This window comes from Altererythrobacter lutimaris (assembly GCF_013371495.1).
In the GTDB taxonomy this organism is placed as follows: Bacteria; Pseudomonadota; Alphaproteobacteria; order Sphingomonadales; family Sphingomonadaceae; genus Erythrobacter; species Erythrobacter lutimaris_A.
The window spans coordinates 1,275,632-1,292,081 of the sequence record NZ_JABWTA010000001.1; the positions used below are offsets into that span (position 1 = coordinate 1,275,632).

The window sequence follows — 16,450 nt, forward strand, 5'->3', positions numbered from 1 at the left end:
AAACATGACCGCAGGTGGTGGGGCGGCAATCAGAGGAACCAAGGCATGTTGACCAGCCAGTTTTTGAAAGGAAGCGCGTTTGCTGCGATTGCGGCAGCCCTAGCCTTTACCGCAGCCCCGGCCCCTGCTGAAGCGCAGAACCGTGGGGCTGAACGCCCGGAACGGAGCGAGCGCCCTAACAATCGCGGCCAGCGTATTCGTGAAGCGAGACAGGACCGCCGCAACATTGATCGCCGCATTGAGCGCCGCGGTGATCGACGCTCAGAACGCCGCGGCGATCGACGCACTGAACGTCGGACAGAACGCAGAGACGACCGTCGCACGGAGCGCCGGGTTGAGCGTCGTCGGGAAGTAACGCAGCCAGTTGAACGCAGAACGGATCGGCGTGGTGAGCGTCGGGTCGAACGCCGCGATGATCGCCGTTTCGATCGGCGCACGGAACGCCGTGAAGATCGCCGGACCGAGCGTCGGGTAGAACGCCGCGATGATCGCCGCTTCGATCGGCGCACGGAACGTCGCGTAGAACGCCGCGATGACCGCCGGACGGAACGTCGTGGCGAACGCCGGGCCGACCGGACTTACCGTGATGGCCGCCGCAATGGCACTTATCGCGACCGGACCTATCGTGACGGATATCGTGACGGTCGCCGCGCGGATCGCCGCAGTGACCGCTACGAGCGCCGCTCGGCCTATCGTGATGGTCGGCGTGATGGATACCGCGACGGTCGCCGCAGTGGTTACCGTGATGGCAGGCGTCATGTGCACCGTGACCGCCGCTATTGGGGCCGGGGTGACTATCGCCGCGATTACCGTCGCTGGGATCACCGCCGTTGGCGCAGTCACAGCCGGTATAACTGGTACGGCCATCGCCGCGCGCATCGGAATGTGTTCCGCCCGGGCCGGTATTACTCGCCCTATCGCTATCACAATTACAGCCGGATCCGGATCGGGTTCTATCTCGACCATCTGTTCTTCGGCAGCCGGTACTGGATCAACGATCCGTGGCACTATCGCTTGCCCGACGTCTACGGCCCCTATCGCTGGGTGCGCTACTATGACGATGTGCTGCTGGTGAACATTTACACTGGTGAAGTCCGCGATGTGATCTACGACTTCTTCTGGTAAGCTAGCAGCCGAAAGGCCCGATTACCAGACTTTCCTACCAGCCCCTGCTCGGTCTAACCGGGCGGGGGCTTTTGCTTGAGGCGGCACTGCGCAATTGCTAGCCCATATAGGCAAATATGGCGAAGACTGACATCATCCCTGACAAGGACGCTCTTGCCCGCGTCGGCAAAGCGGTGCGCGAGCGGCTGGAGGCTGATGAGCGGGCTTACAAAGTGCCGACGGACAAAGCTGATCTGTTTGCGATTGGCGACTTCCTGAGTGCCAGCGAATGCGAGCGGCTATGTGAGATGATTGACGCAATCGCCAAGCCCAGCACACTTCATGAAGAGAGCTATGCGAGCGGCTTTCGAACTTCCTATTCCGGCGATCTCGATCCGTGGGACAGTTTTGTCATGGGGATCTCGCGGCGGATTGATGACGTGCTCGGGTTGCCGAGTGAGAACGGTGAAGCGGTGCAAGGCCAGCGCTATCTGCCGGGGCAGGAGTTCAAGCCGCATAATGACTGGTTTTACACGAGCCAGGACTATTGGAAGCTGGAGCAAAAACGCGGCGGGCAACGCTGCTGGACGGCAATGGTGTTCCTGAATGATGTCGAAGAAGGCGGTGAAACGCATTTCACAGAAATAGGCATCAAGATCGAACCCAAGCCCGGCGTTTTGCTCGTTTGGAATAATGCCCTGCCCGATGGCACGCCCAACCCCGACACTATTCATGCAGGCACACCTGTAGCGAAAGGCACCAAGTACATCATCACCAAGTGGTACCGCACGAGGAAACACCGCTAAGCGACGGCCCATATTCAGGATTTGGCGAGCGCCTCTGCGATCAGCTTGCGGCTGTTCTCGATGCCGTAGAGTGCAATGAAGCTACCCATGCGGGGCCCTTGTTCAGAGCCGAGCAGCGTTTCGTAGAGCGCGCGGAACCAATCGCGAAGGGAGGCGAATCCGAATTCTTCGCGCTTGCCGATCTCGTAGACTTCAGTCTGGATATCTTCCGCCGAGATCGCCGGATCAATGTCCGCCAGCACTGCATCAAGCGCACGTAATGCCGCTGCTTCATTCGCTGCCGGGGCTCGCTTCTTGAGCGTCGGCGCCACAAAATCGCGGTTATACGCGAGCGCTGTACCAACCAGCACATCGAGCTCCGGATGCTTGGCCGGGTCTGCATCCTCGACGTAATTGGCGAGGTAGGACCAGACAGCTTCGCGGTCAGCCTCTGCTCCTAACACACCAACCAGGTTCAAGAGCAGGCCGTAAGTCACGGGCAAGCTTTCACCCGCACCCGGTGCTTCTGTCGCATCAAACCCGCCATTGGCGCGCAGCAAGTGCCAAACCGGATTGCCTAATTGCTTGTCGAGCGGCTGTTCCGCAATGCGTTCTCGGAACTGCCAATAGTCGTCGACCGCGCGCGGGATTACGCCGACATGCAGTTGTTTGGCGCTCTTGGGATTTGGGAAGATGTAGAAGCCCAGGCTCTCTTCGCTGCCATAGGTCAGCCACTCTTCGATCGAGAGGCCGTTGCCCTTCGACTTGGATATCTTCTCGCCATTCTCGTCGAGGAACATTTCGTAGATGAGGCCTTCCGGCTTGCGACCACCTAGTGCCTTCACGATGCGACCGGACTGCACCCCGCTATCGGTGAGATCCTTGCCATACATCTCATAATCGACGCCGAGCGCATACCAGCGCATCGCCCAATCGACTTTCCATTGCAGCTTGGACATCCCGCCCAGCGCGGATTGCTCGACTGTGGAGCCGTCTTCGTCAGTAAACCGCACGATTCCTGCTTCGGCATCGACAACTTCGACCGGCACTTGCAGCACATGACCGCTCACTGGCGAGATTGGCAATACTGGTGAATAGGTCTGCCGCCGCTCTTCGCGCAGGGTCGGCAGCATGATGTCGAGTATGTCCTGGTTCTTGCGCAGCACTTGCTTCAGCGCATCATCGAACCGGCCCGAATTGTACATATCGTTGGCCGCGATGAACTCGTAATCGAAGCCGAAACGGTCGAGGAATTCGCGCAGTTTGGCATTGTTGTGCGCAGCAAAGCTCTCATGCCCCGCATCGAACGGATCGGGAATACGCGAAAGCGCCTTGTGCAGATGAGTCGTGAGCATATCCTGATTGGGAACATTGTCCGGCACCTTGCGCAGGCCGTCCATATCGTCTGAAAACGCAACCAGTCGCGTCTTTCCATCCTCGGGCTTGGCTCCGATGACCGCTTCGAATGCGCGGCGGACAAGCGTCGTGCGCAGCACTTCCTGGAACGTACCGATATGTGGCAGGCCTGAGGGGCCATAGCCGGTCTCGAACAGAATCGGCGAGCCGTCCGGTTTCGCCCCGTCCGGATAGCGCTTGAGCAAGCGCTGAGCCTCTTGAAAAGGCCAAGCCTTGTTCACCCGTGCAGCGTCCATCAGTTCGTTCATGCTCATGGGGGAAGCCTCTTGCGCAAGCAGCCGAGCAAGGCAAGCAAGATGTTGTTCGCAAATTCTGCAAAAGCGTTCGACAGAAACGCACTTGAGAGCGCGCGTACGGGCTGTCAGGGAATTCTCGATGACATCGTGGAACAACCCAGTTTTGTTGGTCGCTTTGCTCGCAGCCTTGTTGCTGCGGGTCACTATGGGGGCGCCCTGCTGCTGGAGTGAAGGCGCGCACCGACAAGCGACGGTTTCGCATGAACACCATGCAGAGCATGCCAACCATTCTAGTCATGCGATGATGCAGAACGCCTCAAATGGGACGCATGACGCTCACGGGGAAGACAATCACGCAAACCCATGTTGTTCCGCCTGCGGACCGACCCTACCACCAGCAATCAGTCCGTTGAGCATGGCTGCGCTCTCTCCCGGTGAGCCAGCTCCGGAAGCAATTCGCACACTTGCGACACGATCCCCCTATCCAGCTTACGAAGCCACTGGACCACCCTTCAGGATCTGAAGCCTCTTGAGCTCACAACAGATTCGAAAGGGAAATTATCATGAAAACCGTTAACTGGGCGGCCGGTTCGGCTGCCTTCGCGCTTGGCTGCGCTGCAATCAGCGCGCCAGCCAATGCACACGAAGTTGATGCGCTGGACCATGCACCTATCGGTGTGATGGGCGATCATCGTCATGGAGAAGGCGAGTGGATGATCAGCTATCGCCTGATGCACATGGATATGGGCGGCGTGCAGATTGGAAACGATGACGTCGATCCAGACACTGTGGCAACTACGATCCCCAATCGCTTTGCCGGAATGCCTATGCAGCCGCCGACCTTGCGGATTGTTCCAACCGAGATGCGCATGGACATGCATATGGCTGGAGTGATGTATGGGTTATCCGATAGCGTTACCCTCATGGTCATGGCGAATTATGTGACCAAAGAGATGGATCACATCACCTATCAAGGCGGAATGGGCACGACGCTGCTCGGCAATTTCCAGACTTCGCCCGCAGGGTTTGGCGACACCAAGTTCAGCGCGTTGATTGGGTTAAGCGATGACGTACATTTCAATGCTGGTATCTCGAGTCCGACAGGATCGATCAGCAAAACAGACGATATCCTGACGCCAATGGGCGGCACGCCAACCGTTCGTTTGCCTTACCCCATGCAATTGGGATCGGGCACTTGGGACTTGGAACCAGGTTTAACCTATCGCCGCCAGACCAAGGATTGGGGCTGGGGGGCACAGATCAAGGGCGTGATCCGGTTAGGCGATAATGATGCAGGTTACGCCCATGGCGACAAGGCTATGGCGACAGCTTGGTTGGCACACTCGATTACACAAGGCGTTGCCTTCTCCGGCCGGCTACAGGCGGAAACCAAGGGTTCCATTGACGGCATAGATCCGCAGATCATCGGCCCTGTACAGACCGCAAATCCAGAATTCCATGGCGGAGAAAGCTTGACGGCATTTGCTGGCCTCAACTTTGTTGCGGCCCATGGACCGCTGGCGACATGGCGTCTCGGTGTGGAACTGGGCGTACCAGTAGTGCAGGACCTTAACGGACCTCAGATGCCGACCGATTGGACGTTTACGATCGGATTGCAAAAGAGCCTTTAGAACCTGAGTTCTGAGGAAGATTGCGAGGCGGGATGTTTACATTAAGTTCCGCCTCGCACATCAAATGCCGGTGCCTGCACCGCTCCCACTCCCCGCGCTTCACGCCAGCCATTCCGGTACTTGGCTGAGGCCACCTAATGGCAACACGGGAGCTGTTTCCAAAGGCGATGCGATCATGGCAGCGGCGGATACGCCCGTGCTGCTTCTGAACGCGCCGCTGGTGGCTTCGCGGCTGGGATATCCTGATCTTTCCGGGCTCGATCTGCTTGAGCTGTTCGCATTCATCCATCCGGCCCGCTTTTGTGTGCCGACGCCGCGCGGCTTGGCAGAGGCACTCGAGCTTGATGAGCCTGAGAGCGACAAATCTGTGCCTGAATTCCTTCAGGCTGCGGCAGGCTCGCTGATTGCCACATGCGAAAGCGACACATGGCGCGAACGTGAAGGTGCGTGGTCCGCCTTGCAATCGCTGGTGCGGATGCGTTGGCCATGGGCGAATGTCATAACGCCCCATGTCGCCAAGCCCGAAAAGGCCGAGAAATGGCTGTTCTCCAAACTACCCGAATGGGAGGAAACGCCCGAACGTGCAGCGCCTCGACAGGTCGAATTGCCACCAGAGGCCGTCGAGATGCAGCTCGATGACCTTACCGGCGCTGGCGCGGAGAAGCGCGACGGGCAGCGCGCCTATGCAAAAGATGCTGCGCGCATGTTTGCACCGCGGGACAAGCGCGATCAGCCGCATGTGTTGCTGGCACAAGCAGGTACAGGGATTGGCAAGACGCTGGGCTATCTTGCGCCTGCCTCACTCTGGTCTGAGGCTTCGCAAGGCACCGTGTGGGTCTCGACCTTCACGAAGAACTTGCAGCGCCAATTACGTCAGGAAAGCCGCCGCGCTTGGCCTGAGAACCGCGCAGATGGATCACGCCCCGTGGTCGTGCGCAAGGGGCGGGAGAATTATCTTTGCTTGCTCAATCTGGAGGATGCACTGCAAGGTGGGTTTGCTGGACGCCCCGCCATTCTTGCGCAATTGGTCGCGCGCTGGGCCGCCTACAGCCAGGATGGCGACATGATCGGCGGAGATTTGCCCGGCTGGCTCGGCACGCTGTTCAGAAAGCGCGGCATCACAGCGCTTACCGATCAGCGTGGCGAATGCGTCTACGCAGGCTGTCCGCATTACCGCAAATGCTTCATCGAGCGCGCTTCCAGAGCCTCTTCGCAGGCTGATCTCGTGATCGCCAATCACGCGCTTGTCATGGTCAACGCGGCGCGCGGGCGCGACCATGCGCAGCGCCCGACGCGCGTCATCTTCGACGAAGGCCACCACGTTTTCGAGGCAGCGGACTCGACCTTCGCCGCCGTTCTTTCCGGACAAGAAGCCATCGAACTGCGCCGCTGGATCATCGGGCCAGAACGCGGCAATCGCGGGCGAAGACGCGGACTGCTGGCGCGGCTTGCTGACGTGTCGAGCTATGACGAGGCAGGCGAAGCGGTCGAAGCCGCTGTGGAAGCTGCGCATGCCCTGCCTTCCGATGGCTGGCTTCAACGCCTCAACGAAAACGAACCATCGGGGCCTGTCGAAGCATTGCTCTCGCAAGTGCGCAGCACCACCTACGCCCGCGATGAAAGTGGCGGTCAGGAAGCGGGCTATGGCATTGAGACCGAAGCGTCCGGTCTTCCCGGCGAATTGATCGAGGCAGCAGGCAATGCGCAGGCCGCGCTTGGCGCGATCCGGGCACCGCTGATCAAGCTTGGTATGCGGCTGGAGGCGGTGCTGGTCGACGCGCCCGACTGGCTCGACGGACAAGGCCGAGCGCGCATCGAAGGCGCAAGGCACTCGCTTAGCTGGCGGATCGATCTGCTTAATGCGTGGGAATCGCTGCTCGAAAGGCTTGGTGGCCCGCTTGACCCTGAGTTCGTCGACTGGCTCAGTGTCGAGCGCAATGATGCGCGCGAGTTCGATGTCGGTATTCACAGGCGCTGGCTCGACCCGATGAAGCCATTCGCCAAGGTTGTTCTTGAGCCTGCCCATGGCGTGATGCTGACCAGTGCAACGTTGACTGATCGTGCGCCGGATAGCGATCCGTGGGAAGCGGCAGTGGCGCATTCCGGTGCGCAATATTTGGACACTCAACCGCTGCTGTCAGCGGCAGACAGCCCGTTCGACTATGCGAGCCGCGCTGAAGTGCTGATCGTCACCGACATCAAGAAAGGCGATCTGCCCGCACTTGCGGGCGCCTATGCCCGGCTGATCGAAGCGGCAGAAGGTGGCGTGCTTGGCCTGTTCACAGCGATCCGCCGGATGCGCGCAGTGCATGGACGCATTGCCGACCGGCTCGCTCGTGCCGGATTACCGCTCTACGCGCAGCACGTCGATCCGATCGACACCGGAACGCTAGTGGACATCTTCCGCGATGATCCGCGCGCTTCGCTGCTCGGCACTGACGCCTTGCGCGACGGAGTCGATGTTCCGGGCGAAAGCCTGCGCTGTGTTGTCATGGAGCAAGTGCCATGGCCCCGGCCTGACATCTTGCACAAGGCGCGCCGCGCAGCGAATGGCGGCTCCGCACATGATGATCGCATAATTCGCGCGCGCCTTGCGCAAGCCTTCGGACGGCTCATCCGCAGCAAAGACGATGCGGGGCATTTCGTTGTGCTTTCCTCCGCCTTCCCCAGCCGGTTGCTGTCCGCTTTCCCGCCGGGAACGCCGGTTACGCGGCTCACCCTCGATGAAGCACTGAAACGGGTCGAACAGGGAGTTGCGGGCGCGAGTAACTCTGCTACTCCTGCCGGCGAACCTGTTGGTGGAGGTTCAGTCGAGCAGTGAGACAGAAGCCCGTGAAAATTCTTGCCCTCTTGCGGCATGCCAAGTCCGACTGGGACGATATGGCCAAGCGCGATTTCGATCGCGGCTTGAACGATCGCGGACGCAAAGGTGCGGGTCTGATTGGTGAGCATATCCGCGATCACGGGATCCATTGGGACGCGGTTCTGGCCAGCCCTGCCGAGCGGGTGAAGCGCACGATCGACTCAGCTCTGCCCGAAGCCGAAGTCACTTTCGATGCGCGGCTCTATCTCGCAAGCGCGGAGACGATTTTCGAGACCGTCGCAACGCAAGCCGATGATGCAGAGCGAGTGCTGGTTGTCGGCCATAACCCTGGCCTTCAGGAAGTACTTTTCGAGCTTGTCGCACCAAGCGACGAGAACGAATTGTTCGACGAAGCCTCCCGCAAGTTTCCAACCGCTGCCTTTGCAGTGCTGGAATGCGACATCGACAGCTGGGACGAACTGAAAGAAGGCTGCGCGAAGATTGTTCACTTCGCCCGCCCGCGCGATCTGGATCCGGAACTAGGGCCTGAGTACTGATCGGCTGAGGTTAGAACCAGGCTCTCAGACCTAAAATGAATCTGAAGCCGTCGGGGTCTTCGCCAACGGCGCGCGCGATGTCGGCCGTCTCGCCCAGCTTCGCTTCATATTCGATGCCGACATAGGGCGCGAACTCCGGCACAAATTCATAACGAAGTCGAAAGCCGGGCTCGACCTTTGTGATGCCCGCTCCGATTTCGCGTTCGGGTATGTCCTGCACGCTGATCTCCACTTCGATGCGCGGTTGCAGGATCAATTGCTGCGTCAGTTTCTGGTCGTACTCGGCCTCGATCCGTGCGGTTAGATCGCCTCGGTCGGAAAGGAAAAGAGCGCCATCGACATGAAACATATAGGGCGCAAGGCCTTGCACTCCGAGTACAGCATGGGTGCGCGTGTCAGGCTCAGGATCAAAACGAACCCCTGCTTGAAGATCGAAGAACGGACCGATCGCGCGGCTGTAGAGCGCCTGCACCTCAGCGTTCTCGAGCGAGCCGGAGAATTCGCCTTCGCCCTCGGTCTTGAAGACGATCCGATTGATGTCACCGCCATACCAAGCTTGCGCGTCCCAGACATAACCTGTTTCGCCGCCATCGATAGGAATGCGCGCTTCCAGCCGCTCGATCATGACCTTGCCGGTCTTCATCGCACCGTTTTCACGGGCGAGCTGTGCGCGCGAAGGCGCCATGGCCTGTTCGCCCCAGATCGCGTCGGCCGCATGACGCGGACCTTCGAAGGCTCGAGCCGGCACGGCGTCCTCCGGTGCGGCACCTGGAGCGGACTTGTCCATTGGCATCGCATGAGCTGATTGATCCGTCTGTTGATGCTGCGAGTGGTTCATTTGGGAATGATCGACCGGAGCAGCTTCATCCGCATCCGGCGCTTGATGCTGGGAATGATCCTTCTGTGAGTGCGCCATCTTCGAGTGGTCGTGCTCAGCCGCGCTGTCTTTGGGCGGACATTGCTCCGGCGGCAGATGCCCCATCGCGCAGTGATCCATCTCCTGCGCAGCGGCAGGAGCCGCTAGGAAAACCATGCATGCCAAGAGAACCGCGCGGATCACGCGGCGTCTTCCGGGACTGGACGCACGGTCACGACCTGCATCATACCAGCGTGCATGTGGTAGAGCAGATGGCAGTGGAATGCCCAGTCCCCCGGCTCATTCGCGGTTAGGTCAAACGTCGCAGTGCCGCCCGGCTGCACCACCATTGTGTGCTTCAAGGGTTGGTGCATATGGTCCACCCCGTTGACCATCTCGAAGAAATGGCCGTGCAAGTGGATCGGGTGCGCCATCATCGTCTGGTTGACGAGCTTGACCCGCACCCGCTCGTCATAGCCAAAGCGGATCGGATCATCGGTCACAGCGGTGAACTTCTTGCCATCGAAGCTCCACATGTAGCGTTCCATATTGCCGGTAAGATGGATCTCCATCTCGCGCTCGACTTCGCGATGTGGATTCATATGCTTGGCCTTGAGATCGGTGTAGCGCAGCACGCGATGCGGCACGTTATCGAGGCCAAGACCCGGGAAGCTCATCCGATCCATTGGGCTCGGCGCAACCATGTCGAGACCGGGGCCGACATTCACATCGTCAGGCAGTTTCGAGGTGTCGCGCATGCTGTGATCCATGTCGCCCATGTCATGGCCCATCGCGGCATGTGCTGAATGGTCCATCATGCCCATATCGGTCATGGTTAGTGTGGGCGTTTCACGCAGCGGCGGCTGTGTCGCAATATGACCCTTGCGGCTGGTCAAGCTCGCAACTCCCATACCGCTCCGATCCATTGCTTCCGCGACGATCGCATGACTGCCATCTGGCGGCGCGACGATCACGTCATAGGTTTCCGCCACCCCGATCTGGAATTCATCGACCTCGACCTCGTCCACATATTGCCCGTCAGCCTGGATCACAGTCATCGGCACGCCCGGAATGCGGACATTGAAGAAGGTCATGGCCGATCCGTTAATGACCCGCAGGCGCACGCGTTCGCCTGGACGGAAGGCCAATTGCAAGTCATCGGCGGGACCGTGGCCATTGATAAGGTAAGTGTAGGTCGAGCCCGTCACATCAGAGATATCGCGCGGGTTCATCCGCATCTGACCCCACATGCGACGATCAGCGCCGGACATAGCTCCATCGCTTGCAGTCTGCATGCTGCGATTGAAATGGTGCTCGCCAACTTTCAGCTTGCGCATGATTTCATGGGGATGGATCGGCGTGAACTCGCTGAGTAGCACGACATAGTCGCGGTCATAGCGCGGCTCCGGCTCGGCGCTCTCGATGATGATCGGGCCGTAGTGCCCCGCCTGTTCCTGCAAGCCCGAATGCGAGTGCCACCAATAGGTCCCGTTCTGTCGGACCGGGAAATCATAAGTGAAGGTTTCACCTGGTTTGATGCCGGGGAAGCTGACGCCCGGTACGCCGTCAAACTGAAATGGAAGCAACATGCCGTGCCAATGGATCGAGCTGTCCTCGCGCAGCTTATTGGTGACGTGCAGGCGGACATTCTGTCCCTCGCGGAGGCGGAGAAGCGGTCCGGGCACGGTTCCGTTGACCGCGAAAGCATGACCCGCCCGACCACCGGACATGAAGTGATGGTCGGCAATCGTCAGATTGATGTCTTCGCCCGACAGCTCGCCAAATCCGTTCTTCGCGTGCGGAAGGGAGGTTCCCTTGGCCCATGCGGGCATGGGCCAAGAAACTGCAGCGGCCAGTCCAGCAGTACTGGTGATAAGATTGCGGCGGGAAATTAATGGCATTGTCGTGATATCTCTTGGCTCAGCGGAGCTGAGAGTATATATACCCCCGCAGGGTATTTCAACCGAGTGAGATTGCGATGTCGGAACAGTCAGCCGCCAAGATCAACCGGCTCAATCGTATAGCTGGCCAAGTGCGCGGCGTTGCTCAGATGGTCGAGGACGATCGCTATTGCATCGAAATTTTGAACCAGCTCGCCGCGATCAAGTCAGCACTCGTCAAAGTCGAAAGCCAAGTGCTGAAAGATCATGCGGCCTGTTGCGTGGCAGAAGCCATCGCAAGCGGCGACGAAACAGAGCAGCGCGAGAAATTTGAAGAACTCGTGGACCTGTTAGAGCGGACGCGAAAATAGCGGCTCGACTTGCTTTGTATTGCGAATCAGGCCGTTAATCGAATTCAACCCAGCACCTGCCTCGGCCCCGAACCTTGCTCGGCCAAATGGTCTTCCTTGTTGTAGAGTTGGCATTTCTTGAGGCTCAGGCAGCCGCACCCGATGCATCCATCGAGCGTCTCGCGAACGCGGGACAGTTCTGCGATCTTCGCATCAAGCAGGGAGCGGATCGAGCGACTGATCTTTTGCCAATCGCGCGCATTGGGGGTGCGGCCTTGCGGGAGCTTTTTGAGCTCTTCCTCTATATCCGCAAGCGCTAGGCCGAGGCGCTGCGCGATGAGAATAAAGCTCAACCGCCTGATATCGCTGCGCAGAAAGCGCCGTTGATTGCCCGCGCTGCGCCACGCCTCCACAAGCCCCTTCTCCTCGTAGAACCGGATCGCAGAGACGGATAGGCCGGTGCGCCGCGCCAGCTCTCCGATGGACAGAAGATCACTCGCTTTCATGAAAACAGAGTATCGAACTTATTCCTTGACCTCAAGTAAGCTTGAGGTTGCAGAAGGCTTGTACACGCAATTTTGTGATTCGCATCCCGCCCTCGTGCCGGCTGCGTTTCATCAACTAAAGTGGAGTGCAAACATGCCCAAAGGCACCATCGAACACGCCAATATCTCTGTTACTAATCCTGCCCGCAGCGCCAAGCTGTTCGAGCATTTGCTCGGCTGGCACATTCGCTGGGAGGGCGAGAGCATGAACAATGGCCGCACCATTCATGTCGGTGACGAGACGACCTATATGGCTCTCTACACGAGTAATGCGGTCACAGGCGACTATTCCAAAGGGCAACCGCTCAACCATGTTGGCATGGTGGTCGATGACCTTTCAGGGGCAGAGCGCGTGGTTGAAGCGCACGGACTCAAACCCTTCGGCCACGACGACTACGATCCGGGCAAGCGGTTCTATTTCTTCGACTGGGACGGGATCGAGTTCGAAGTCGCATCCTATGCAGGCGATGCGTCATGAACGAACCTATCCTGAAAGAGCCGATGTTTGAGTCTAGAGAAGAGACTGCTGGTGCGCAGCCCCTTTCGTCCAGGGCTGATCGGTCCGATCAATCGCGATTGGGCCCTGCCATGGCTGGCATAGCTCGCGCGTTTCTTGCGGTGTTCCCGTGGTCCAAAGAGCGTAATGCTCCGGCGCCAGAATGACAGGCATGCGGGTGTGAACCTCTGCCGCCACACCCGCAGCATCAGTCATCACCATCGAATAACACGCGCCCCACTCGTCACTCTCTCGCCACACGCCTGCACAGGCAAACAACTCGCTGTCGGGCAGGCTCATCCAGCTGCGCGTCTTGCTGCCTTTTGCCCCTTCGGCTTCCGCCCATGCGGTGACCGGAATCAGGCAGCGCCGCTCTGCAAAGCTATGCTTCCAGAAGAAGCTGTCGAGCTTATCCGTGCGCGCATTATTGACTGGCTTGGGCTTTAATGGCTGGCCCTGCTTGCCTTTCAAAACCAGCGGGAAGCCCCACGTCATCTGGCGCAGACTTCCTTCCGCAACCACTGCGCCGGGAAAACCGGGATAGACTTCCTCGCCGAAATTCGCGCCGCCTACTGCCTCGATCGCTTCAAACCAGGCCGCGACTTCGTCCTTGCCTTTGGTCATGCGATATAGATTGCACATGGGCTCTACCCCTCAAGCGTTTCCAACGACAAAGCATGCCGCTGCCATCAGAGCGCCTGCCCAGCGGTTTGAGCGAAACCTCGCTAGCGGATTGTCCGCGTCATCCGGATCAAGTGTCGCGACTTGCCAGAACAGATGCAGCGCGACAGGGACGAGCGCGAGTAGAGCGATCCAGTCCGGGCGATAAAACCAGACACCGAGCCCCCACAGCCCGACCGCTCCCAGATAGAACAACCCCACGCCGCCTTGCACATGGCTGCCCATCCGCAGCGCGCTGGATCGAATGCCGACCAACGCATCATCCTCACGGTCCTGCAAAGCGTAAATCGTGTCGTAACCGATGATCCAGAGCACTGTGCCGGCATAGACGGCGGCAAGCACATCGAGATTATCGCTGCGCATCGCGAACCATCCAACCGGCAGCCCCCAACTGAACACCATGCCGAGCCAGGCTTGCGGCCACCAGGTTATCCGTTTCATAAAAGGGTACGCGGCGACGAGAGCCAGACTAGCGAGCGCTACCACCTGCGCTTCAATGCGCAACTGGAGCAAGACAATGAGGCCAATAAGGCTAAGCGCAATGAGCCAGCACCAAGCGAGTTTCTTGCTGACCCGCCCGCTTGCAACGGGCCGCACCGCTGTTCGCGCCACTTTCGCGTCAAGCTTTGCATCAACAATGTCATTGTAGACGCAGCCGGCGCCGCGCATCGCAATGCTGCCCAGCAAAAACAAGCCGAGCAGCGCGAATTGCGAGCCGCTGCCGGACAGCCACACGCCCCAAACACACGGCCAGAACAGCAGCCACCAGCCTATCGGACGGTCAAATCGCCCAAGCTGAGCCAAATCGCGCGGCAGCTGCGGCAAGCGCGCGACGATGCCGCGATGTTCGGTATCTGGCACGATTTGTTCGTTCATGCTTGCTCACTAGCGTTAGCCGCGCTTAGTGGGAACCCATGCCTGCCACTCCCGCCTGGCCGCCCAAAAGCGCACCGCGACTGTTCGTCCCAGAGACGCTGTCTGAGGGCGCCGAAATAATGCTTGGGGGCAGTCAAGCGCATTATCTCAGCCGTGTCATGCGCGTTGGTGCAGGCGACACTGTAATTCTGTGCGACAACCAGACAGGCGAGTGGGCATCAGAGGTTCACGAGGTCGCTAAACGCAGCGTATCTGTGGCTGTCACAGAACTACTACGTACCCGCGAAGATGTGCCCGACTTCTGGCTTTGCCCTGCTTTGCTCAAGAAGGATCGCTTCGATCTGGTGCTCGAGAAAGCGACTGAGCTTGGTGCCGCGGCGTTCAAGCCTGTCATTACCCGTCGGTGCGTTGCAGATAAACTCAATGCCGAACGGGCGCGCACCATCATGACAGAAGCAGCGGAGCAATGCGCGCGAACCGCACTGCCCTTTCTCAGCGAGCCGCAAAAGCTGGACGCCCTATTGCGTCACTGGCCCGAAGATCGCGTGCTGTACTTTGCTGACGAAGATGGCGGTGCCCCTGCTGCTGGCGCCTTCGCCGCGCATGATGGCCCTGCCGCTTTGCTGATTGGACCTGAAGGCGGTTTCGATGACACCGAGCGGGAGATGCTGTGCGCTCATCCGAAGGTGTCTCCAATCAGCCTAGGTCCGCGAATACTGAGAGGCGAAACCGCTGCCATTGCGGCCACAGCGCTTTGGATGGGGACTCAAGGAGACTGGTCAGATGACAATAGGTCCTCGCGATAAAATTACTGGCAAGTCGCATTTGGGTTGCCTAAGGCAACTGACATGAGCACGCGCGAAGCATCCGGGGCCGAAGATCCCATCATTCAGAACTTCGCGCAGCTTGTTGCGCCCATGGCTGCAGGCGAAAAGCCTATCGAGCAATGGCGCATCGGGACCGAGCACGAGAAGCTCGTCTACAAGCGGGACGATTTCCACGCGCCTTCCTACGACGAAGCAGGAGGTATCCGCGATATCCTCCTGAGTTTGCGGGAATTTGGGTGGGAGCCGATCGAAGAGAACGGCAAGGTTATCGCCATGAAAGGCGATGATGGCACGGTCAGCCTTGAGCCGGCGGGGCAGCTCGAATTGTCCGGCGCGCCGCTTGAAAACCTGCACCAGACATGCGCTGAAACCGGACGCCATCTGAAACAGGTCAAACAAATCGGCGACAAGCTTGGTGTGAGCTTTATCGGACTCGGCATGTGGCCGGACAAGATCCGCGAAGAGCTGCCTGTCATGCCCAAGGGTCGCTATGCGATCATGATGGATCACATGCCCAAGGTCGGCGATCTGGGCCTCGATATGATGCTGCGGACCTGCACGATCCAGGTCAATCTGGACTATTCTTCAGAAGCGGACATGGTGCAGAAATTCCGCACGAGTCTTGCTCTGCAACCGCTCGCGACCGCTCTGTTTGCGAATTCGCCGTTCACTGAAGGCAAGCCAAACGGATTTCTTTCCTATCGCAGTCATATATGGTCAGACACCGATCCGCATCGCACCGGGATGCTGCCCTTCGTCTTCGAAGACGGGTTCGGTTATGAGCGTTGGGCGGAGTACATGCTCGATGTGCCCATGTACTTTGTCTATCGCGACGGCACATACATCAACGCAGCCGGCTTGAGTTTCCGCGATTTCCTCGAAGGCAAACTGGAAGTGCTCCCGGGAGAAAAGCCATCTGCCGCCGATTGGTGGGACCATCTCTCTACAGCTTTCCCGGAAGTACGCCTCAAGAGCTTCCTTGAAATGCGCGGTGCGGATGGCGGTCCGTGGAGCCGGATTTGTGCGTTGCCCGCCTTCTGGGTCGGTCTGCTGTACGATCAGAGCGCGCTGGATGCAGCTTGGGACCTCGTCAAGAGCTGGTCGATGGAAGAGCGCGAAGCCTTGCGCAATGCCGTGCCTGCTCAAGCGCTCGACGCGTCCATCCCGGGCGGCGGCCGCTTGCGGGATCTTGCGAAAGAAGTGCTCGATATTGCCCGCAGCGGCCTCACATCGCGCGCGCGCCTGAACGAGGCCGGTGACAATGAAACGGGTTTCCTCGAAACGCTGGACGAGATTGTCGAAAGCGGGAAAGTTCCAGCCCAGCGTTTGCTAGACCGCTATCACGGCGAATGGGATGGAGATGTCAGCAGGGTCTACAAGTACAGTTTCTGAGTTCGGAGGTTTGAA

The 16,450-nt window shown here is 59.1% G+C and carries 15 protein-coding genes; 9 read left to right on the forward strand and 6 right to left on the reverse strand.

From position 1 onward, the window contains the following. Positions 1–45: 45 nt before the first annotated feature. Together HUO12_RS06165 and HUO12_RS06170 are read left to right on the forward strand one after the other, a co-directional pair. The gene (locus tag HUO12_RS06165; protein ID WP_176272750.1) at positions 46–1,125 is read left to right on the forward strand and encodes an RcnB family protein; all 1,080 of its coding nucleotides are present in this window, start codon (positions 46–48) and stop codon (positions 1,123–1,125) included. Positions 1,126–1,241: 116 nt separating this feature from the next. Further along, complete coding sequence (locus HUO12_RS06170; RefSeq protein ID WP_176272751.1) at positions 1,242–1,910, forward strand: prolyl hydroxylase family protein; 669 nt, start codon at positions 1,242–1,244, stop codon at positions 1,908–1,910. Positions 1,911–1,924: 14 nt separating this feature from the next. Here the strand turns inward: HUO12_RS06170 and HUO12_RS06175 are convergent, their stop codons facing one another. Beyond that, positions 1,925–3,559 carry a lysine--tRNA ligase gene (locus HUO12_RS06175; RefSeq protein ID WP_176272752.1) on the reverse strand — a complete coding sequence of 545 codons (1,635 nt, stop codon included), beginning with the start codon at positions 3,557–3,559 and terminating at the stop codon, positions 1,925–1,927. 545 nt (positions 3,560–4,104) lie between these two features. On the opposite strand from HUO12_RS06175, the gene HUO12_RS06180 reads away from it, so the two are divergent. The 3 genes from HUO12_RS06180 (at position 4,105) to HUO12_RS06190 (ending at position 8,532) form a co-directional block, all read left to right on the forward strand. Next, positions 4,105–5,172, forward strand: coding sequence for a transporter family protein (locus HUO12_RS06180; RefSeq protein WP_176272753.1), 1,068 nt, complete (start codon positions 4,105–4,107; stop codon positions 5,170–5,172). Between the two features lie 64 nt (positions 5,173–5,236). Continuing rightward, a complete protein-coding gene (locus tag HUO12_RS06185) occupies positions 5,237–7,993 on the forward strand; it encodes an ATP-dependent DNA helicase (protein WP_176272754.1) in 2,757 nt (918 codons plus the stop codon). 11 nt (positions 7,994–8,004) lie between these two features. Next, on the forward strand, positions 8,005–8,532 hold the full coding sequence (locus HUO12_RS06190; protein WP_176272755.1) for a SixA phosphatase family protein: 528 nt from the start codon (positions 8,005–8,007) through the stop codon (positions 8,530–8,532). 10 nt (positions 8,533–8,542) lie between these two features. Here the strand turns inward: HUO12_RS06190 and HUO12_RS06195 are convergent, their stop codons facing one another. Beyond that, positions 8,543–9,592, reverse strand: a complete 1,050-nt coding sequence (locus tag HUO12_RS06195) for a copper resistance protein B (RefSeq protein ID WP_176272756.1) — start codon at positions 9,590–9,592, stop codon at positions 8,543–8,545. Further along, complete coding sequence (locus tag HUO12_RS06200) at positions 9,589–11,289, reverse strand: copper resistance system multicopper oxidase (RefSeq protein ID WP_176272757.1); 1,701 nt, start codon at positions 11,287–11,289, stop codon at positions 9,589–9,591. Before HUO12_RS06200 ends, HUO12_RS06195 begins: the two co-directional genes overlap by 4 nt. 77 nt (positions 11,290–11,366) lie before the next feature. Here HUO12_RS06200 and HUO12_RS06205 point away from each other — a divergent pair, with 77 nt between their 5' ends. Continuing rightward, a complete protein-coding gene (locus tag HUO12_RS06205) occupies positions 11,367–11,639 on the forward strand; it encodes a metal-sensitive transcriptional regulator (protein WP_176272758.1) in 273 nt (90 codons plus the stop codon). 44 nt (positions 11,640–11,683) lie between these two features. Here HUO12_RS06205 and soxR read toward each other — a convergent pair whose 3' ends face one another. Then, the gene (soxR, locus tag HUO12_RS06210; protein WP_176272759.1) at positions 11,684–12,124 is read right to left on the reverse strand and encodes a redox-sensitive transcriptional activator SoxR; all 441 of its coding nucleotides are present in this window, start codon (positions 12,122–12,124) and stop codon (positions 11,684–11,686) included. Between the two features lie 133 nt (positions 12,125–12,257). Here soxR and HUO12_RS06215 point away from each other — a divergent pair, with 133 nt between their 5' ends. Beyond that, positions 12,258–12,641: a VOC family protein gene (locus HUO12_RS06215; RefSeq protein ID WP_176272760.1), complete on the forward strand. Its 384-nt coding sequence runs from the start codon at positions 12,258–12,260 to the stop codon at positions 12,639–12,641. 33 nt (positions 12,642–12,674) lie between these two features. On the opposite strand, the gene HUO12_RS06220 is transcribed toward HUO12_RS06215, so the two are convergent. Then, the gene (locus tag HUO12_RS06220; protein WP_176272761.1) at positions 12,675–13,301 is read right to left on the reverse strand and encodes an SOS response-associated peptidase; all 627 of its coding nucleotides are present in this window, start codon (positions 13,299–13,301) and stop codon (positions 12,675–12,677) included. A gap of 12 nt (positions 13,302–13,313) precedes the next feature. Further along, entirely contained in the window at positions 13,314–14,216 is a 903-nt protein-coding gene (gene ubiA, locus HUO12_RS06225; RefSeq protein ID WP_176272762.1) for a 4-hydroxybenzoate octaprenyltransferase, read from the reverse strand. Positions 14,217–14,254: 38 nt separating this feature from the next. Here ubiA and HUO12_RS06230 point away from each other — a divergent pair, with 38 nt between their 5' ends. Both HUO12_RS06230 and HUO12_RS06235 read left to right on the forward strand, forming a co-directional pair. Continuing rightward, positions 14,255–15,022, forward strand: coding sequence for a 16S rRNA (uracil(1498)-N(3))-methyltransferase (locus HUO12_RS06230; RefSeq protein ID WP_176272763.1), 768 nt, complete (start codon positions 14,255–14,257; stop codon positions 15,020–15,022). Between the two features lie 42 nt (positions 15,023–15,064). Beyond that, positions 15,065–16,435: a glutamate--cysteine ligase gene (locus HUO12_RS06235; RefSeq protein WP_176272764.1), complete on the forward strand. Its 1,371-nt coding sequence runs from the start codon at positions 15,065–15,067 to the stop codon at positions 16,433–16,435. Positions 16,436–16,450: the final 15 nt, after the last annotated feature.